Source organism: Campylobacter concisus, assembly GCF_003048675.2.
Classification (GTDB): domain Bacteria; phylum Campylobacterota; class Campylobacteria; order Campylobacterales; family Campylobacteraceae; genus Campylobacter_A; species Campylobacter_A concisus_F.
This window is the reverse complement of the sequence record NZ_CP060707.1, coordinates 308,849-325,043: the sequence shown is the minus strand read 5'-3', so window position 1 is coordinate 325,043 and position 16,195 is coordinate 308,849. Positions and strand designations below refer to the sequence as shown.

The 16,195-nt window shown below is 40.2% G+C and carries 17 protein-coding genes; 3 read left to right on the top strand and 14 right to left on the bottom strand.

The features are described 5' to 3' along the window. Positions 1-28 precede the first annotated feature (28 nt). Both CVT00_RS01675 and CVT00_RS01670 read right to left on the bottom strand, forming a co-directional pair. Positions 29-2,848 carry a RecB-like helicase gene (locus CVT00_RS01675; RefSeq protein ID WP_107915511.1) on the bottom strand — a complete coding sequence of 940 codons (2,820 nt, stop codon included), beginning with the start codon at positions 2,846-2,848 and terminating at the stop codon, positions 29-31. Continuing rightward, positions 2,845-5,190, bottom strand: a complete 2,346-nt coding sequence (locus CVT00_RS01670) for a PD-(D/E)XK nuclease family protein (RefSeq protein WP_107915514.1) — start codon at positions 5,188-5,190, stop codon at positions 2,845-2,847. The genes CVT00_RS01675 and CVT00_RS01670 overlap by 4 nt, the downstream gene beginning before the upstream one ends. Before the next feature lie 150 nt (positions 5,191-5,340). On the opposite strand from CVT00_RS01670, the gene CVT00_RS01665 reads away from it, so the two are divergent. From CVT00_RS01665 to CVT00_RS10355, 3 genes are all read left to right on the top strand, one after another. Next, positions 5,341-5,928 carry a flavin reductase gene (locus tag CVT00_RS01665; RefSeq protein WP_107915516.1) on the top strand — a complete coding sequence of 196 codons (588 nt, stop codon included), beginning with the start codon at positions 5,341-5,343 and terminating at the stop codon, positions 5,926-5,928. Between the two features lie 349 nt (positions 5,929-6,277). After that, a complete protein-coding gene (gene nhaA, locus CVT00_RS01660) occupies positions 6,278-7,438 on the top strand; it encodes a Na+/H+ antiporter NhaA (protein ID WP_107915518.1) in 1,161 nt (386 codons plus the stop codon). A 105-nt stretch (positions 7,439-7,543) separates the two neighbouring features. Then, positions 7,544-7,672 (top strand): hypothetical protein, encoded by a 129-nt coding sequence (locus CVT00_RS10355; RefSeq protein ID WP_258031521.1) that lies wholly within the window; start codon positions 7,544-7,546, stop codon positions 7,670-7,672. Between the two features lie 66 nt (positions 7,673-7,738). On the opposite strand, the gene CVT00_RS01655 is transcribed toward CVT00_RS10355, so the two are convergent. The 12 genes from CVT00_RS01655 to CVT00_RS01600 all read right to left on the bottom strand — a co-directional run bounded on the left by CVT00_RS01655 (position 7,739) and on the right by CVT00_RS01600 (position 16,156). Continuing rightward, the gene (locus CVT00_RS01655; protein WP_107915520.1) at positions 7,739-8,209 is read right to left on the bottom strand and encodes a FixH family protein; all 471 of its coding nucleotides are present in this window, start codon (positions 8,207-8,209) and stop codon (positions 7,739-7,741) included. Continuing rightward, entirely contained in the window at positions 8,202-8,771 is a 570-nt protein-coding gene (locus CVT00_RS01650) for a hypothetical protein (protein WP_107915522.1), read from the bottom strand. The genes CVT00_RS01655 and CVT00_RS01650 overlap by 8 nt, the downstream gene beginning before the upstream one ends. 103 nt (positions 8,772-8,874) lie before the next feature. Next, entirely contained in the window at positions 8,875-9,090 is a 216-nt protein-coding gene (locus CVT00_RS01645; protein ID WP_103647397.1) for a DUF4006 family protein, read from the bottom strand. Then, a complete protein-coding gene (locus tag CVT00_RS01640) occupies positions 9,090-9,953 on the bottom strand; it encodes a cbb3-type cytochrome c oxidase N-terminal domain-containing protein (protein ID WP_107915524.1) in 864 nt (287 codons plus the stop codon). The genes CVT00_RS01645 and CVT00_RS01640 overlap by 1 nt, the downstream gene beginning before the upstream one ends. Continuing rightward, positions 9,941-10,153: a cytochrome c oxidase, cbb3-type, CcoQ subunit gene (locus CVT00_RS01635; RefSeq protein ID WP_002939259.1), complete on the bottom strand. Its 213-nt coding sequence runs from the start codon at positions 10,151-10,153 to the stop codon at positions 9,941-9,943. The genes CVT00_RS01640 and CVT00_RS01635 overlap by 13 nt, the downstream gene beginning before the upstream one ends. A 9-nt stretch (positions 10,154-10,162) precedes the next feature. Further along, complete coding sequence (gene ccoO, locus CVT00_RS01630; RefSeq protein WP_002939297.1) at positions 10,163-10,828, bottom strand: cytochrome-c oxidase, cbb3-type subunit II; 666 nt, start codon at positions 10,826-10,828, stop codon at positions 10,163-10,165. Continuing rightward, complete coding sequence (gene ccoN / locus CVT00_RS01625; RefSeq protein ID WP_021084787.1) at positions 10,828-12,318, bottom strand: cytochrome-c oxidase, cbb3-type subunit I; 1,491 nt, start codon at positions 12,316-12,318, stop codon at positions 10,828-10,830. Before ccoN ends, ccoO begins: the two co-directional genes overlap by 1 nt. Positions 12,319-12,410: 92 nt before the next feature. Further along, complete coding sequence (locus CVT00_RS01620; protein ID WP_012001191.1) at positions 12,411-13,094, bottom strand: response regulator transcription factor; 684 nt, start codon at positions 13,092-13,094, stop codon at positions 12,411-12,413. After that, the gene (locus CVT00_RS01615) at positions 13,087-13,827 is read right to left on the bottom strand and encodes a sensor histidine kinase (protein WP_103637482.1); all 741 of its coding nucleotides are present in this window, start codon (positions 13,825-13,827) and stop codon (positions 13,087-13,089) included. The genes CVT00_RS01620 and CVT00_RS01615 overlap by 8 nt, the downstream gene beginning before the upstream one ends. After that, on the bottom strand, positions 13,820-14,464 hold the full coding sequence (locus CVT00_RS01610) for a sulfite exporter TauE/SafE family protein (RefSeq protein WP_107915531.1): 645 nt from the start codon (positions 14,462-14,464) through the stop codon (positions 13,820-13,822). Before CVT00_RS01610 ends, CVT00_RS01615 begins: the two co-directional genes overlap by 8 nt. A gap of 22 nt (positions 14,465-14,486) precedes the next feature. After that, positions 14,487-15,605 (bottom strand): glutamine-hydrolyzing carbamoyl-phosphate synthase small subunit, encoded by a 1,119-nt coding sequence (gene carA, locus CVT00_RS01605; protein ID WP_107915526.1) that lies wholly within the window; start codon positions 15,603-15,605, stop codon positions 14,487-14,489. Beyond that, the gene (locus CVT00_RS01600; protein WP_002939254.1) at positions 15,605-16,156 is read right to left on the bottom strand and encodes a DUF507 family protein; all 552 of its coding nucleotides are present in this window, start codon (positions 16,154-16,156) and stop codon (positions 15,605-15,607) included. Before CVT00_RS01600 ends, carA begins: the two co-directional genes overlap by 1 nt. Positions 16,157-16,195 lie beyond the last annotated feature (39 nt).

The following is a 16,195-nucleotide window of genomic DNA, read 5'->3' as shown; positions in this document are numbered from 1 at the left end:
CTTTGACAAAGCTTAAATTAAGTAGCATTTAAACTTCAATATATGAAATTTTGCCTTCAAGTGCATAGAAAATGACGGCGATTATACTATGTTTTTCATAAAATTTAGCAAGCGCATCTTTATACTCTTTTACCTGCTTTTTGTTCTCTTCTATATTTTTGTCTGTCGTTTTATAATCAATCACACAAATTTCACGCTCATTAAAGCAAAAAAGGTCCATCTGTTTTAGCTCATTTTTTACTTTAAACGGCTGCTCTTTATAAATTTCTTTGCCTTTTATGCACTCTATAAATTTTGGCTCTCTTATGAGCATTTTTGCCCTAGAAAAGACATCTTCAAGTGCTCCAAGCGGCAAGAATTTATAAAATTTATTTAGCATCAAATTTTTAGCCTCTAAAAGCGAGTTTTCATCAAATTTCTCGCTCATCTCAAGCAGATAGTGAAACGCCAGACCAAAATATATCGCACTTAAATTTTTTCCACTCGTCTTTTGCTCTTTCGCCTCAACTTCTTGCCTCTCTATCTTTAAAATTTCAGGCATTTTTTCATCTTTTTTTGCCTCTTTTTGCTCAGTTTTACTAGGCAAAATTTTGCCAAAGCTAAACTCTTTTAGATCAAGATAGTCGTTTGCTTCGCTCTTGTCGCTTTTTGTGTAAAATGAAAAAAAGCTTGGGCTATTTCCGCTTGGGACGGCTTGTTTGATGATGATGAGCGACTTTGTTGCCCTTGTGAAAGCGACATAAATTTTATTGATATTTTCTTGCTTTTCAAGCTCTTTCATCTGCTCCAAAACGCTTGCATAGTCGCTATCAAAATTTTCTCTACCTGAAATTTTACTCTTTACGATCCAATCGCCATTTTCGCTGTATTCGGTTATGAAATTTGAGTCATCACCCCTGCCCTTGCCCATCATGTCGCAAACTATGACGTGAGCGAATTCTAGCCCCTTTGACTTATGCACGGTCATCACTCTCACGCCGTCGCTACTTTTTGGACTGATCTTTGAGCTAAAGTTTTCAAGGTTAAATATAAAATCACTTAAATTTTTATAGCCTGCGCTTAACTCAAAAAGCCTCAAGATATCAACGTCTGCCATGCTTATGCCTAAATTTTTAGCTAAGTAAAATAGGCTATTTGTAGCGCTTTCTTCAGGCTTTATATTTAGTTTTTTGACATTTGCATTTACTAGCGCTTTTACATTTTTCTCATAAATTTCTTCTTTAAATAGGCAAAATTTCGCATACTCGATGATCGCTGCAACAAGTGGCGTTCTTTTTAGCTCCAAAGTGCCTTCATTGACGCTTTTTATCCCCTCGCTGCTAAGCACTTCTGAGATGAGGCTGATGTCGCTATTTTTCCAGCAAAGCACGGTTATGTCGCTCGCATTTACGCCAGCTTTTAAAAGCTCTTTTGCCTGCGAAACGACCGCACCTGCGATATCTTCATCGCTTAGCACACGCAAGTAGCCGTAGTCATCTTTTTCTATTTCAAAATAGTCGCACTCGCCGCTTACCTCGTAGCTTAGTGTCTCATCTTTTTTAGCTGGCTCTTGTGGCTCAAAGCTAAGCCCATATCTATGATAAATTTCTTCAAAAACGGCGTTGTTAAATTTCACCAAAGCCTTCAAACTTCGGTAGTTGCTTGGCAAATTTTCTATATCTATCTGACTAAAATCATCTCCAAGCTTGTCAAAAAGCTCCTTTTTGCCACCCCTAAATTTATAGATGCTCTGCTTCGTATCACCCACGTAAAAGAAGCTTCCAAGCCCGTTTTGTCCGTATCCAGAGACGATTTCAGCGATGAGCGGCAAGATGATCTCGTACTGGATCACGTTTGTATCTTGAAACTCATCGACTAAGAGGTGATTTATCCTGCCATCGAGCCTAAAATAAAGCGCCTCTTTATCCAAATTTTGCACCAAAAGCTTAAAAACCAGCTTGTTTATATCAGCAAAACTTAGCGCATTTATCTCCTTGTTTAGCTCTAAATTTGACGCCTTGTAAAGCTTTAAAAGCTTGCTAAAGCCACTTAGCCTATACTTTTCGACCTCTAAAATATAGTTTTTCGCTGCCTCTTTTAGCTCAAAAAAGAGCCTATCAAGCTCAGGAGTATAAATTTTGTTAAAAGTGCGGTAGTCTAGGCTTTCTCTAGCAAAAACCTTACTTTTAAATAGCTCAAATAAATTCTGCTCGCTAAATGTCTTTTTAGCCGTATCGCTAGCGCCATTTTGCAAGGCTATATACTCATTTATAGCTCTTTGCGCCGCCCTTACCTTGTTATCATCTGGATAGCTTGCACCACTATCTTTTAGCTCGCCGCCAAAGCTCTCATAAAATTTCGCCAAAGTCTGCGAAAAGCTAGCCTCTTTTTGGCTTGAAATGATCATCATTAAGGCAAGCTCACTAAGAAGCTTTTTATCCTTGCTCGCCTCTTTTACAAATTTTTTCCACGCCAGATCTTGCAGGCTATCTTGCACGCTGTAATCAGGACTAATGCCTAAATTTTGGCTAAATTTCTTTAAAATCCCAGAGAAAAACGCATCAAATGTATAAATTTTTAGCTCACTTTGCAAAAAGACGCCAAGCCTCTCATCTCGCCTTTTTATCGCCTCATCTTGGCTTATACCAAGCTCCGCGCACACCACTTCAAGCTCGCCCTTTTTGTTTTGCAAGTCCAAAAAAGTTGCGATTATGCGCTCTTTCATCTCGTTTGCTGCTTTTTTTGTAAAAGTTAGAGCGACGATCTCGTTTATATTTTCGCCTCGAAGCACCAAAGCGATGTAGCGAACGCTCAGCGCAAAGGTCTTACCGCTTCCAGCGCTTGCTTTTAGGGCTAAAAAATTTTTCATAACTCTCTCCTACAAAGTGTGACATATTCGCAAAATGCGCAAGCACCGCTCTTTCTTTCAAAATTTATCTTGGTTTTGTTTATGGCTTTTAGCTTTTCTATCTCGTCACCTAGATCCTCTACGCTTTTTTTAGAGCCAACTAAGCTAGGCTCGTTTTTTAGGGCATAGTAAGCACTTCGCACCTTGCCGCCGTAAAGTGCTTCATAAAATGCAAGCTGGAGCGAATTTACATTTGCTTCGCCCGTTTTATAATCAAGTATAAGCACATCTCCGTTTGCGCCAACGTCGATCCTATCGATAAATCCCTTTATCTGCACGCCGCAAAGCTCGCTTTGCACCTCTTTTTCGCACTCAAGCACCCTAAAACCAGCCCTTAAACGCTCGTTTTCATAAATTTCATACTCTTTAAATTTATGTGTCCAAATTTCAAACTCAAGTGGCGTAAGATTTTGCTTTGCTAGCATCTCTTTAAAAACGGCTGGATCAAAGGTGTTATTTTGCTTATAAAACTCACTCGTATAGTATTCAAAAAGTGCGCTATGAACGCTATTTCCTTGCTTTGTACCAAGCTCACTTGCTACACCCTTTGGCGCATTTATGTGAGCTATCTTTGTGTAGTAGTATTTTCTTGGGCAGGTTAGAAATAAATTTAGCGTCGAGAATGAGAGTGGATTTGTGAAAAAATCATGCTCTAAAATAACCTCATCGTCACTTAAATTTAAGCTCGCAATTCCTTTTAAAAATAGCTTCAAATAGGCCTCATCGCTAAATTTCTCATCTTTTATCGTTTTGAAATTTTTTAAAAATCTTGAAGGTATGCTCTCCTCATTTACGCAGCAGCTTATCGCCACTTTTTTGGCGTTATTTATGAGGCTTTCGTAGTAAAATCTCTGCAAATTTTCACGCTCAAGATAGCTTATAAGCCCCGCTTTTTGCCTCACTTTTGAGTTTAAAAACATCTCGTTTGCGCTTCTTGCTGGGATGAAGTTGTCGTTAAAATCAACTATGATAACGCCATCAAATTTCATCCCGCGGCTCTCTAGCATGCCCATGACGCTGATCTTTCCGCCGCCCACATCATCGATGCTTAAGCGCGAGATATTTAGCAAGAAAATTTCACTTAGCTGCTTTAGGCTAAAGCTAAAATACCTGCATAAATTCTCCATCCTAAAAAGCTCAAGTGCGAGCTTTTCTTCGCATCTTGGCTCATTTTCAAGCACCAAAAGCTCATCTATTAGCTCTTTAAATTTGCCAAATTCACACGCCTCAAAGTAGCTAGCCTTAAATTTCTCAAAAAGCTGCTCGCTCACGCCAAATTCGCTTAAAATAAAGCCAAGCTCCTCATAGCTCTCACACTTGCTTTGATCAAAAACTGGGCTTGCCTCTTCGTTGATCGCTCTTGTGATGTAGCAAAGCGCTTCATAAAATTTTGTATTTTTAAAGCTCTCGCCCATAGCGTAGTTGAAAATTTTAGCGTTATCATGAAGCCTTAAAATCTCGCTAAAGCTCTCATCTGGCAAGATGACAGCGATGTTTTCAGGCTTTATGCCCTCACGCACAAACTCGCTCGCCTTTGCCATAGCATAGGCACACTGCAAGCTTCTTGTAGCGAAATTTCTTACTAAAACTGGCTCAAATTTTGTGATATTTTCTAAGCAAGTTAGCTCGTTTGTGTTTAAATTTAGCTCATATTTTTTATAGTTTTCAAACTCGCTAATGGCTGAAATTTGCCTTATCTTTTCGATAAGTTTTTTATTAAAAACGCTGGTTTGAAAGATGATCTTTAGCGTGGTTAGTTTTGAAATTTTTTCTAAAATTTCCCACTCAAACTCGCTTAAAATGCCATCAATGTGCAGTGAAATTTCACTAAAACTTCTTATGTAGGCTTCATTTATAGAGTAAATTTTTGGCAAGGTTATATCATCATAAAGATCCTCTTTATCAAGCAAGCTCTCATACTCTTTTAAAACCGCTTCAAGTATGCTTAAATGCTCCTCAAAATCAGCGTAAATGTCGTTAAATTTGATCTCAGCAATGCTCTTTTTGCTAATGGCTAGCTCTTTAAAAAATGAAAAAAGATAGTCGTTATTTTTCAAAAATTCAAAAAACTCAGTTGGGATTTTAAGCACCGAGTTTGCCTCTTTGACGCTGGCACAGGCTCTGTTCATAAGCACCAAAGCGTAGGTGCTATCGCACTCAAAGCGGCCATTTACAAAAACGACCTTTTTGTAAAACTCTGCGATGCTTAGACTTTTTGGGATTAGCTCGTCATTAAAGCAAGCGTTAAATTCCCTGATCTTACGTGAGTTTGTAAAGACGAAAAGTTGATTTAGATTGCGCATTTTTCTCTCTTAAATTTTTAAAAAATGATAGCCAAAAGCTGATAAAAGAGCGCTTTTTCTCACTTAAGCTAAGCTTTGAAAATTTTTCTAAATTCTTTAAAAATTTAAGCCTTAAAGTGCTGGGGGATACAATTTCAAAAAGGAGCAAAAATGCATAAAGAGTTAAACAGATCTGGCTTTTACTACGGCTTTCCAGTTTTGCTTGCAACCACAAAAGATCAAAAAGGGCGAGACGATATCACCGTGCTTTCATCCTCTTGGACGCTAGGAGATAGCGTGGTGCTTGGCATCGGAGTTGATAACAAAGGCTATAAAAATATCCAAAATGGCTCAGATATCACGCTAAATTTATGCGATGAGAGCTTGCTTGAAGCTATAAAAAAGATAGAAAAACTAACAGGCGACGAGGAGGTGCCAGAGGAGAAAAGAGCCCTTGGATACAGCTACGAAAGCGATAAATTTAAGGTGGCAAATTTACACAAAGAGCCTGGCATAAAGGCAAAAAGCGCGCGCATAAAAGAGTGCAAGATACAGATAGAAACGACCCTAGAAAAGTGCGAGATAAAGGAGTGGTTTTGCGTAGTCACTTGCAAGATAGTTGGCATCTTTGTAGATGAAAATTTATTAAAAGATGAAAAGCTAGATACTAAAAAATGGTCGCCTCTAATCTATAAATTTAAAGAGTACGTTAAAACTGGCAAGCGTTTGGGCTTAAATTTTGGCTTTAAAGAGGTTTGAGCTGGAGTTTTGGCTGGCTAGAAAGTAAAATTTACGGGTAAATTTATTTGGTTTTGACCTTGGCTAAAAACTTTTGGATGCAAATTTAGCCCTGCTATCAAGTCTCAAAAGCTCGCCGCAAACAGCCTTTGCACGCTTACATATATCTAAAATTTCATTCATTTTCGCTCCTTAATCTATAAAAACCGTGCGCAAGCATCCCGCTCCCGCAAGCGCGGCATGGCAAATTTTAGCGACGCGTCTACTAAATTTACCTTTAAATTTGACTTGATTATAGCCAAATTCGCCCGAATTTTATGCGAGTGTAAAAATACGTTATAATCGCCAAAATTTATAAAAAGGAAGCAAAATGGGCGGAATAAAAGAGTTTTTAAAACACGAAGCCAGCGGCGGGATTTTGCTGATGGTCGCTACGGTCGCGGCGCTACTGTGTCAAAATACGTTTTTGAGCGATTTTTACAATGAATTTTTAAATACCAAATTTACCATGAGCTTCGGCGAATACGGACTAAGCAAACCTCTGATCTTGTGGGTGAACGACGGGTTGATGGCGGTATTTTTCTTTCTCATCGGACTTGAGCTAAAGCGCGAGGTGCTGGAGGGCGAGCTAAAAAATCCGTCGCAAATCGCGCTGCCAGCGATCGGCGCGGCAGGCGGCCTGATAGTGCCCGCGGTTATCTTCTATCTTTTTACGAAGCACGACTCCTTCGCGCTTGGCGGCTGGGCGATACCGACGGCGACGGATATCGCGTTTGCTCTGGGGATTTTGAGCCTACTCGGGCCTCACGTACCGACTAGTTTAAAAATTTTCCTCATGACGCTAGCGATCGTCGACGACCTTTGCGCGATCGTGATTATCGCGCTATTTTACACGAGCGAGCTTAGCGCCCAAATGCTTGCGGTCGCGAGCGTTTGTCTAGCCGCGCTTTTCGTGCTAAACAGACTCGGCGTAAAGAGCAAGGCGGCGTATCTGATCGTAGGCGCGGTGATGTGGGTATCGGTGCTAAAATCAGGCGTTCACGCCACGCTTGCCGGCGTCGTGGCGGCCTTTTTCATACCGCTTAGCTTTAAAGACGAGCCGGGCAAATCTATGCTAAAAAGCATCGAGCACGACCTACACGGCTGGGTGGCGTTTGGCGTGCTGCCGATATTTGCCTTCGTGAACGCAGGCATCTCGCTGCGAGGCGTCGGACTGGACGAGATTTTGTCTCCGGTTGCGCTAGGCACGGCGCTGGGGCTTTTCGTCGGTAAGCAAGTCGGGGTATTTTCTTTTAGCTTTTTAGCGATCAAATTTAAGCTAGCCAAGCTGCCCGAGGGGTCAAATTTTATCCAGCTTTACGGCATCGCCGTGCTTTGCGGCATAGGATTTACGATGAGCCTTTTCGTTAACGGCCTAGCCTACAACGACACGGACGCCTTTGCCTACACCGACAAGCTCGCTATCTTGCTAGGTTCGGTAGTTTCGGGTGCCGCGGGGTTTATATTGCTTAAATTTAGCGCCAAAAACTAAAGCGCGCGCATAAAAGAGTGCAAGATACAGATAGAAACGATCGTAGAAAAGTGCGAGATAAAGGAGTGGTTTTGTATAGTCACTTGCAAGATAGTTGGCATATTTGTGGATGAAAACTTGTTAAAAGATGAAAAGCTAGATACTAAAAAATACTCGCCTCTTATCTATAAATTTAAAGAATACGTTAAAACTGGCAAGCGTTTGGGCTTAAATTTTGGCTTTAAAGAGGTTTGATCTAGCGTTTAGTAAAATTTATTTGTTTTTAACTTTGGCAAAAGAGATTTTGGATGCAAATTTAACTTACTTTGTAGCATTAAAATCAAATTTATAATATCTCGTATCTTGCTTGTCGCTTAGCCTTAAAAGTAGCTGCCACCTGCCCTCTTTTAGGCCAACACTCTCGCTTACAAGCTCGTTTTCTTGCCATAAGGCGCTTAATGTTTTGTTATCTTTATTTGTTTGCGGGCGAGTGAGTAAAATTTCATAGCTAAGGCTTGAAATTTCGCCATTTTTTGGCGTTATGAGAAATTTAAACTTACCCTGCAAACCTTTAAATTCTGGCTCGAATTTAAGCTCAAATTTTTCATCAAATCTAGCCTCACTCTCTTTTATAAAAGTGATGTTTTCATCGACGCTTTGGTGACTTTGCATATAAGCACTATCCATCTCGACTGGGTTGTTGATCGCAACAACGATAGTTGCGGCGCAAGCTAAGATGATAGCCACTATGCTAAGCACGATGCCGTAAGGCCAAAAGCTCTTTTTAGCCATTTTTTACCTTTTTATAAAAGATGATGAGAACGAAAAATGCGATCAAGCCATAGATAAAAATTCGCAAGAAATTTAAGGTCGTTTTGTTTGAGCTGCCGATACTGCTTTCTAGCTTTAAATTTAAGCTCCCAGCGATCTGCTCGGCGATATCAGCGTAGCCGTTTAAAATAGCGGCATTATAGACATCTTTGCCATTTTTTGAGACTAAAATGGGGATGATGGTGCCTGATTCTGGACTTACGCTTAAAATTTGCTCCTTGTTAAAGAGCTTTGAAGTGTTTGTATCGCTAAAAATTTCAACCTTTTGCTTATCTTTTATGAGCACTAAGAAGACAAAAGGCGAGCTTAAATTTTGCTCTTTAAAAAGCATGCCAAGCTCGCCATCTTTATATACGCCAACTACTAAATTTATGCCGCTTTTTTGATAAAGCTCGTCTCCTATCTCATTTAGTTTTTGGCTCACTTTTTGGCTTAAAATTCCATCATCATTGATAACGAAATTTGCACCCCAAGCCAAATTTTGCCAGAGCAAAATGATAAAAATGAGTGCAAATTTCTTCAAATTTAGCCTACAAAGAGGTGATTTGGTGTAAGCACTGACCACGCACAAATGGCGCCTGCGACGATTATTAGCAGGATAATGGCTTTTTCTATTATGCCTAGCATCACTTCTCCTTTACAATGACATGTTTAGCGTTATCTACGCTCTTCATCTCGATGCTAGCTGCATCTTTGAGTGAGTAAGGCTTGGTCGCGACCTCTTTTTGCAAGCCGATGCCAACGTATGTAAGCACCGCTAGGATAGAGAGCAAAAGCACCACCGCTATTAAAAACCCGCTAATGCCGTTTAAGGCAAAGATGTTTCTATTATTATTTTCCATTATTCGCCCTTTGATAGCGATATGACGTACTCGCCAACTGCGCTTTGCTGGATCTCATTTAGTCTGCCATCATTAAATTTAGGCATAGTGCCGATCGCTCCTTTTTTGCCACGATTTAGCACCTCAGCCACAAAGCTAGCCGAGCCATATTTGCTAAGATCAACCGACATGCCATCCATACCCTTGCCATCTTCGCCGTGACATGCCGCACATGCAGCGTAAAGCTCTTTGCCAGTTGCTACTAAATTTTCATTTTTTGTGCTTTTAATAGCGCTTATCTCTTTAGCTACGTAAGCTGCGATCGCCTTTGCGCCATCAGCGTCAGCTAAACCCGCTGGCATCTCACCCATAGGATAATCAAGCCCTTTTGAGCCATTAAGTATAGTCTCAACTATGCCTTTTTCGCTGCCCCAAACTTGTAAATTTGCAGCCTTGCCGCCTATGCCATCGCCTGTGATGCCGTGACATGCTGAGCACTGCACGAGATATATGCTTTCGCCCATAGCGTGAAGCGTCTCTTTGCTTGGGTTTGCGTACTCTTTTTCAAATTTAGCGTTTGCCTCTTTAACCTCTTTGTTGTATTCGCCTATTTGCGAGTAAGAATTTAAAGGATAGCCTAACAAATAGTACCAGATCGCCCAAACTAGCGTTAGCAAAAAGACGACCGCCCAGCCAAGTGGGACAGGGTTTTTGTACTCACCTATGCCGTCCCAGTTATGCTCGCTAAGCTCAACACTCTCATCTTTTTTAACCTTCATCTGCCCCACGTACCTGCCAGCCACAACGATGGTAAGCACGATGATTAGAGCCGCTCCTATAAGAGCTAGTAAATTTACATTATCTTCTAAATTTAGCCATTGCATACGCTCTCCTTTGTAGCCTTACGCTCTAAAATTTCGCCACCGATCTCATCGTTAAGCGCTAGTTTTGAGTACTTCTCGTAGTTTCTTCTGCCAGTTTTTTCGCTCTTATAAAGATGAAAAAAGTAGGCATACAAAGTGATCGCCAAAAATGCTGTCAAGAAAAAATAGCCATAAGCTTGAAACTCTCTAATGTTCTCCATCTTACGCTCCTACTTTAGGCTATTTAGATAAGCTATGAGTGCGACGATCTGGCGAATTTCACCTTTTTCAAATGCACTTTTTACCTGCTCATCTTTCATGTTTTCAACGATAGCTGCAGCCTCAGCCTTGACGTTAGCATTTGTCTGCTCTAACGTGCCAAGTGCTGGCATATCTTTTTCGTCATAAGGCGTGTTAAAGACCTTTTTAACCGTTAGCGCTTCAGCGTAAGCAGTCTCGATATCAGCATTTTTCTTAAATAAAAATGGATATGCTGGCATGATCGAGCCTGGCACTACTGAGGCTGGATTTAGCATGTGATTTTCATGCCAGTCAGTCGTTCTATAGTTACCCACACGCATAAGATCAGGTCCCGTTCTTTTTGAGCCCCAAAGGTGCGGACGATCGTATGCAAACTCGCCACTTAGCGAATACATACCGTATCTATCGGTCTCTGCTTTAAACGGACGGATCATTTGAGAGTGACAAGTGTTGCAGCCATTTTGCATATAGATGTTTTTGCCAGCTAGCTCCAAAACGGTGTAAGGCTTTGTACCCTCAAGTGGTCTAGCTCTGTTTGCAAAGTCTGGTAAAATTTCAACTATGCCAGCGTAAGCGATGACTATAAAGACGCAAACTGCAAAAAAGAATGGATTTTTTTCTAACCAAGCAAACATTACATCACCTCCGCGCTAGCTTTTGCCCCGCCACCCATTGGCGAAGCGCTTTTTGGCTCTGCTAAGATAGCTTTAGCAGAAGTTGATTTATAGATGTTATAAGCAAACATCAAGAAGCCAACTAGATAAAGAAGTCCGCCAATAGCCCTTATATAGTAGTATGGGATAAGCACGACTACCGTGTCTATAAACGAGTAGAGTAAATTTCCGTAGCTATCAGTCGCTCTCCACATCATACCTTGCGTGATACCAGCGATCCACATAGATGCAAAGTATAAGACGATACCTGTTGTTTGTATCCAAAACTGAGCTTCCATTAGCGACTTTGAGTAAATTTCACGCTTAAATACACGCGGTGTCATGTGATAAAGTGCCGCCATGATCATAAAGCCAACCCATCCAAGAGCGCCGTCGTGAACGTGTCCTGGTACCCAGTCAGTAAAGTGCGCTAGGGCATTTACAGACTTGATAGAAAGTATCGGGCCTTCAAGTGTTGAGAACATATAAAATGTCGAAGCTAGAACCATAAATTTAATAAGCGGACTCTCTCTAAGCTGCGCCCACTCGCCCTTCATCGTAAGAAGGATGTTTATCGCTGAACCCCACGAAGGCAGGATCAAAACGATAGAAAAGACCGAACCCATAGTCTGCATCCAATCAGGCGTAGCAGAGTATATGAGGTGGTGTCCGCCAGCCCAAAGGTAGATGAACATCAGACCCCAAAATGAAAATAGCGATAGTTTATATGAAAATATCGGCTGACCGCTCTCTTTTGGTAAGAAATAATAAATTTGAGCGATGATCGCCACTGTAAAAACGAATGCAACCGCGTTGTGGCCGTACCACCACTGAACCAAAGCGTCGTTTGAGCCAGCGTACATAGAGACAGAGTGTAGCCATGAGCCATATCCGCTAACAAGTCTTGTTGGAACTTCCATGTTGTTAAATAGATATAGCATCGCAACGCCTAAAAATGTAGCGATGTAGTACCAAACTGAGATATAAAGTGTCTTTTCACGGCGGATACCGATTAGGCCAAATATACTAACACCCCAAAGTACCCAAACAACAACCACTGCGATATCTAGTGGCCACTCGAGCTCAGCGTACTCCTTAGCTGTGCTCTCACCCATAAAAAGCGTAACAACAGCCAAAACCATAACAAGCATATATAGCCAAAAATGAAGCTTGCCGATAAACATCAAAAATGGCGACTCGCTCATCGAGACCTTTAAAACACGCTGTCCGATGTAGTACCAAGTGGCAAAGATGCCTGAGAGCATGAAGCCAAAAATGATGCCATTAGTATGAAGAGGACGCAACCTCCCAAACGCCGAATATTCGCCGGCTATGTAGTTAAGCTCTGGACAGGCCATTTGAAAGGCTATAACTACGCCAACAACCATGCCTATGATACCAAAGAGTATCGTGGCAAACATAAATAGCTTTGCTACACTATAATCATAGTGTAGTAGCTGAGATGGTCGCATAAAATATCCTCCTAGTTAAATTTATATTAATGATTCGTTATTTTAAAGTATAAGAACTATAAAAAAACTTAATTAATATAAATTCTCATTAACTAGGAAAGTCTTCTGTCTATTTTGTAACCAAGTCCTGGGACATTTTTTATAAAGTTGTTGCCAACTTTATCTCTAACGCGCTTAACAAAGGTTCTGATAGCTGCTTCTGTAACGCTCTCACCAACCCAAACGACGCTTTTGATCTCATCGTGAAGCACGAGCGTACCAAGTCTTTTTATCAAAAGTGAGATAAATGCAAGCTCTTTTTTAGTAAGTGAAATTTCAACACCATCTCTGATAAGTACGCGCTTGATCTTATTAAAGCTATATCCGTTTGCAACTTGGATGATGTTTGCAGTTTCTATCTTGCTTTTTGCGACATTTTCTATCGTTTTTAAAAGATCGTCTGCCATGATAGGTTTTATGAGATACTTATCAACGCCAACATCGATAGCCTTTAATAAAGTCTCTTTTTCGCTATGCGCACTTAGGACGATGACAGGTGTGTCTTTAGAAATTTCCTTGATATATCTTGTCATATCAAGTCCATCACTAATTGGCATAAATACATCTGTAATTACCATATTTGGGTTGTATTTTTTAAATTTTTTCAAACCTTCATCACCATTTTGAGCAGTAAAAACTTTTTCAAAATTGTCACTTAGCACATCGTGCATGATCTTTTTGCTGTCGCTATCGTCTTCGACAAGCAAAACCGTTAGGTTCTTTAAAATTTTATTCATCTATCTCTCCTTTGTGTGGTAACTTTATTAAAAAACAGGCTCCATTATCGCTGTTGCCCGCTGTTATTTCTGCGTTAAATTGATCGATTATTTGCTTTGACATATAAAGTCCTAAGCCAGTGCCTTTGGCATCTTCTTTGGTGGTAAAATACGGCTTAAATATCTCATCTATCACATTTTTATCTATGCCACCACCGTTATCTTCTACGCTTAGGTAAGCAAATTTTTCATCGCTATCAATCTTTATTTTTATATTTTTTTCTTCTATCTTTTGTAAATTTAGTGCGTCTTTTGCGTTATTTAGTAAATTTATGATGACTTGCATGAGCCTGTTTTTATGACCATAAATTTTAGAGTCCCCTAGCACCTCAAGCTCTATATGAATGCCCTCTTTTTTCATTACGCCTTTTACGATCTGTATAGATGCTCTGGCTGCGTCTGCTAGGCTAAATTCTTGAGAAAGTGTGTTTGGATTTAAAAACGAGCTAAACTCATCAGTAGTTTCTGACATATACTTTATGATCTGCATAGCCCTCTCATAAGAGCCGATAAATTCGCCATCTTCGCTGCGTGCTAGCTTTTTCATCTTATATAAAACTAAGCTTAGCTCATTTAGCGGCTGCTTCCACTGGTGAGTTATATTTGCCATCATCTCGCCCATCATCGCAAGCTTAGCAATCCTCATGCCATCGCTACTTGATAGAAAATTTTCATCTAAATTTAAACTAGGCATTTGCTCTATATCCTAAAAATGATAGATAAAGTCCGTTTAAGATCATTATGCAAGCTGAGAGCTTAAACATGATCTCTTTAAATTTCTCTCTTAGCAAACCAAAAACAAAGCTAGCTAACAGCATCACTGGTAAGGTGCAAAGCCCAAAGATAAGCATTATCAGGGATGCGTCAGCCACATTTGCGCTTAAAACCCCAAGCGCTAAGAAATAATAGACCACGCCGCAAGGCAAAAGCCCATTTAAAAAGCCAAGTAGCAAGAAATTTGCCAAATTTCTCTTTTGTGCGCTTGTTTTTGCCATTTTTACTATAAATTTAAGTGCTTTTTCATTTTCTATAAATTTTAAAAGCTCACCCCTAAAAAGCAAGGCGATACCGATAAATGCGATCACTAAGCCAACTATGAAAAATATCACGCCTCTTGCTTGCATACCAAAACTAATGGCTGCTCCAAAAGCGCCAAACAAAGCTCCCAAAGCCACATAAGCAAAAATTCTAGCTAGGTTATAAAGCGCGCTTAGCATTAAAATTTCACTCTTGCTTTTGCCTTTAAAAAATAGAGCTTGCAAGCTCAAAAACCCGCTACACATGCCGATACAATGACTAAAGCTGCTCAAAAGCGCAACTGTGATAATCATGTAAAGGCTTATGTTTTGCATATTATAAAATTTCTAAGAACTGCTTAAATATATATTTGCTCTCGTTAGGACCGCTGCTTGCTTCTGGGTGATGTTGCACCGAGAAGATCGGATAGTCCTTGTATCTTACACCCTCGATCGTGTTGTCAAACAAATTTCTATGTGTCACAACCGCTACTTCAGCGATGCTCTCTGGTACGTTATAGTTGTGATTTTGCGTTGTTATCTCGATCGCTTTTGTCTCTAAATTTAAGACTGGATGATTTGCTCCGTGCTGACCAAATTTAAGTTTATATGTCTCGTATCCAAAGGCATTTGAAAGCAGCTGATGACCAAGGCAGATGCCAAATATCGGGATCCTGGCCTCTATCATCTTTTTGATCTCGGCGATCTCAGCCTTTAAATTCTTTGGCTCACCTGGGCCATTTGATAAAAATACCCCGTTTATCTCGCCATTTTTAAATTTCTCTATCAAAACCTCAGCCTTAGTATCGTGTGGTACGACGATAACCTCAAGGCCAGTTTCGCATAGTTCATTTAGGATGTTTCTCTTTACGCCAAAGTCAAAAACAGCTATCTTTTTGCCAATACTTTTTAGCGGCTTATATGACTTTAAATTTCTATCCCAAGCGCCTTTTTTATGCTCGTACTCGTCCATAGCGCTGACTGTTTTTACGTAGTTTATATTTTCTATGCGTCCGCTACTCTCAAGCCTGCGTTTTAGCTCGTCTTTGTCGCTTATCTGCGTTGAGATATAAGCCATCAAAGCGCCCTCGTCACGTAGCATCTTTGTCAAATATCTAGTATCAACATCATAAACGCCAAATTTGCCCTGCTCTTCGAAAAATTTGCCTAAAGATTTTTGCGAGCGGTAGTTTGATGAAATTTCATTGTAGTTTCTCATTATGACGCCACTTGCATGAATTCTAAGGCTCTCCATATCATCTTCGTTTATGCCAACGATGCCGATCTCTGGCATAGTAAAGACGATAAACTGACCAGCATAGCTTGGATCGCTCATGATCTCCTCATAGCCAGTCATAGAGGTATTAAAAACGAGCTCGCCTGCGCACTCGCCGTGAGCACCAAAGGCTTTTGCCTCTAAAAAAACGCCGTTTTCAATGTAAATATAAGCTTTCATTAAAGCATTCCTCTTTTTTTAAGCTCATCTTGATACAAACGCTCGAAAATCAGGTCGTATTCGTCAGTTCCAGGGATAAGTTTGCGTTTGTAGTTTTGCATCATCTCATAGACGCTATCTTCTATCTTCTCATAACTTTTTAGATACTCATCTATCGAGCTATAAATGACATTTTTCACGCGGTTTTCTGATACGTTATACTCCACCAAATCGCTCTTCCAGATAGCTTCAAGTATCTTGTGAGCGACATTGCTAAATCTATCTTCATGAGTTAAAATGACGTCAAATTCGCCAGCAAGTTTCTTTTTAACGAGCCAAAACATATTTTTGCGGTCGATTTGCATAGTTTGCATCTCGTCCTCGTTTTTCTCTAAAAGCTCATTTACTCGCTCGTCCAGCGCTCTTTCTTTTTGAACGTCAGTAGTTAAAATTTCACTTGCTTTTGCTACGATTGGCTCGATACCTTTGTTTAACTTTACAAAACCACAGTTTAAAAGATCTATTGCTATTTTATGTGAGACATAAGGGACGTGTGGAAGTTTTATACGCATTTTAAACCTTTAAATTTTTATGCCATTGTAACTAAATAA

Bases quoted from the DNA above. Each gene is read 5' to 3' on its own strand.
- CVT00_RS01675 (WP_107915511.1), bottom strand. From the start codon at position 2,848: ATGAAAAATTTTTTAGCCCTAAAAGCAAGCGCTGGAAGCGGTAAGACC.
- CVT00_RS01670 (WP_107915514.1), bottom strand. From the start codon at position 5,190: ATGCGCAATCTAAATCAACTTTTCGTCTTTACAAACTCACGTAAGATC.
- CVT00_RS01665 (WP_107915516.1), top strand. From the start codon at position 5,341: ATGCATAAAGAGTTAAACAGATCTGGCTTTTACTACGGCTTTCCAGTT.
- nhaA (WP_107915518.1), top strand. From the start codon at position 6,278: ATGGGCGGAATAAAAGAGTTTTTAAAACACGAAGCCAGCGGCGGGATT.
- CVT00_RS01655 (WP_107915520.1), bottom strand. From the start codon at position 8,209: ATGGCTAAAAAGAGCTTTTGGCCTTACGGCATCGTGCTTAGCATAGTG.
- CVT00_RS01645 (WP_103647397.1), bottom strand. From the start codon at position 9,090: ATGGAAAATAATAATAGAAACATCTTTGCCTTAAACGGCATTAGCGGG.
- CVT00_RS01640 (WP_107915524.1), bottom strand. From the start codon at position 9,953: ATGCAATGGCTAAATTTAGAAGATAATGTAAATTTACTAGCTCTTATA.
- CVT00_RS01635 (WP_002939259.1), bottom strand. From the start codon at position 10,153: ATGGAGAACATTAGAGAGTTTCAAGCTTATGGCTATTTTTTCTTGACA.
- ccoO (WP_002939297.1), bottom strand. From the start codon at position 10,828: ATGTTTGCTTGGTTAGAAAAAAATCCATTCTTTTTTGCAGTTTGCGTC.
- ccoN (WP_021084787.1), bottom strand. From the start codon at position 12,318: ATGCGACCATCTCAGCTACTACACTATGATTATAGTGTAGCAAAGCTA.
- CVT00_RS01620 (WP_012001191.1), bottom strand. From the start codon at position 13,094: ATGAATAAAATTTTAAAGAACCTAACGGTTTTGCTTGTCGAAGACGAT.
- CVT00_RS01615 (WP_103637482.1), bottom strand. From the start codon at position 13,827: ATGCCTAGTTTAAATTTAGATGAAAATTTTCTATCAAGTAGCGATGGC.
- CVT00_RS01610 (WP_107915531.1), bottom strand. From the start codon at position 14,464: ATGATTATCACAGTTGCGCTTTTGAGCAGCTTTAGTCATTGTATCGGC.
- carA (WP_107915526.1), bottom strand. From the start codon at position 15,605: ATGAAAGCTTATATTTACATTGAAAACGGCGTTTTTTTAGAGGCAAAA.
- CVT00_RS01600 (WP_002939254.1), bottom strand. From the start codon at position 16,156: ATGCGTATAAAACTTCCACACGTCCCTTATGTCTCACATAAAATAGCA.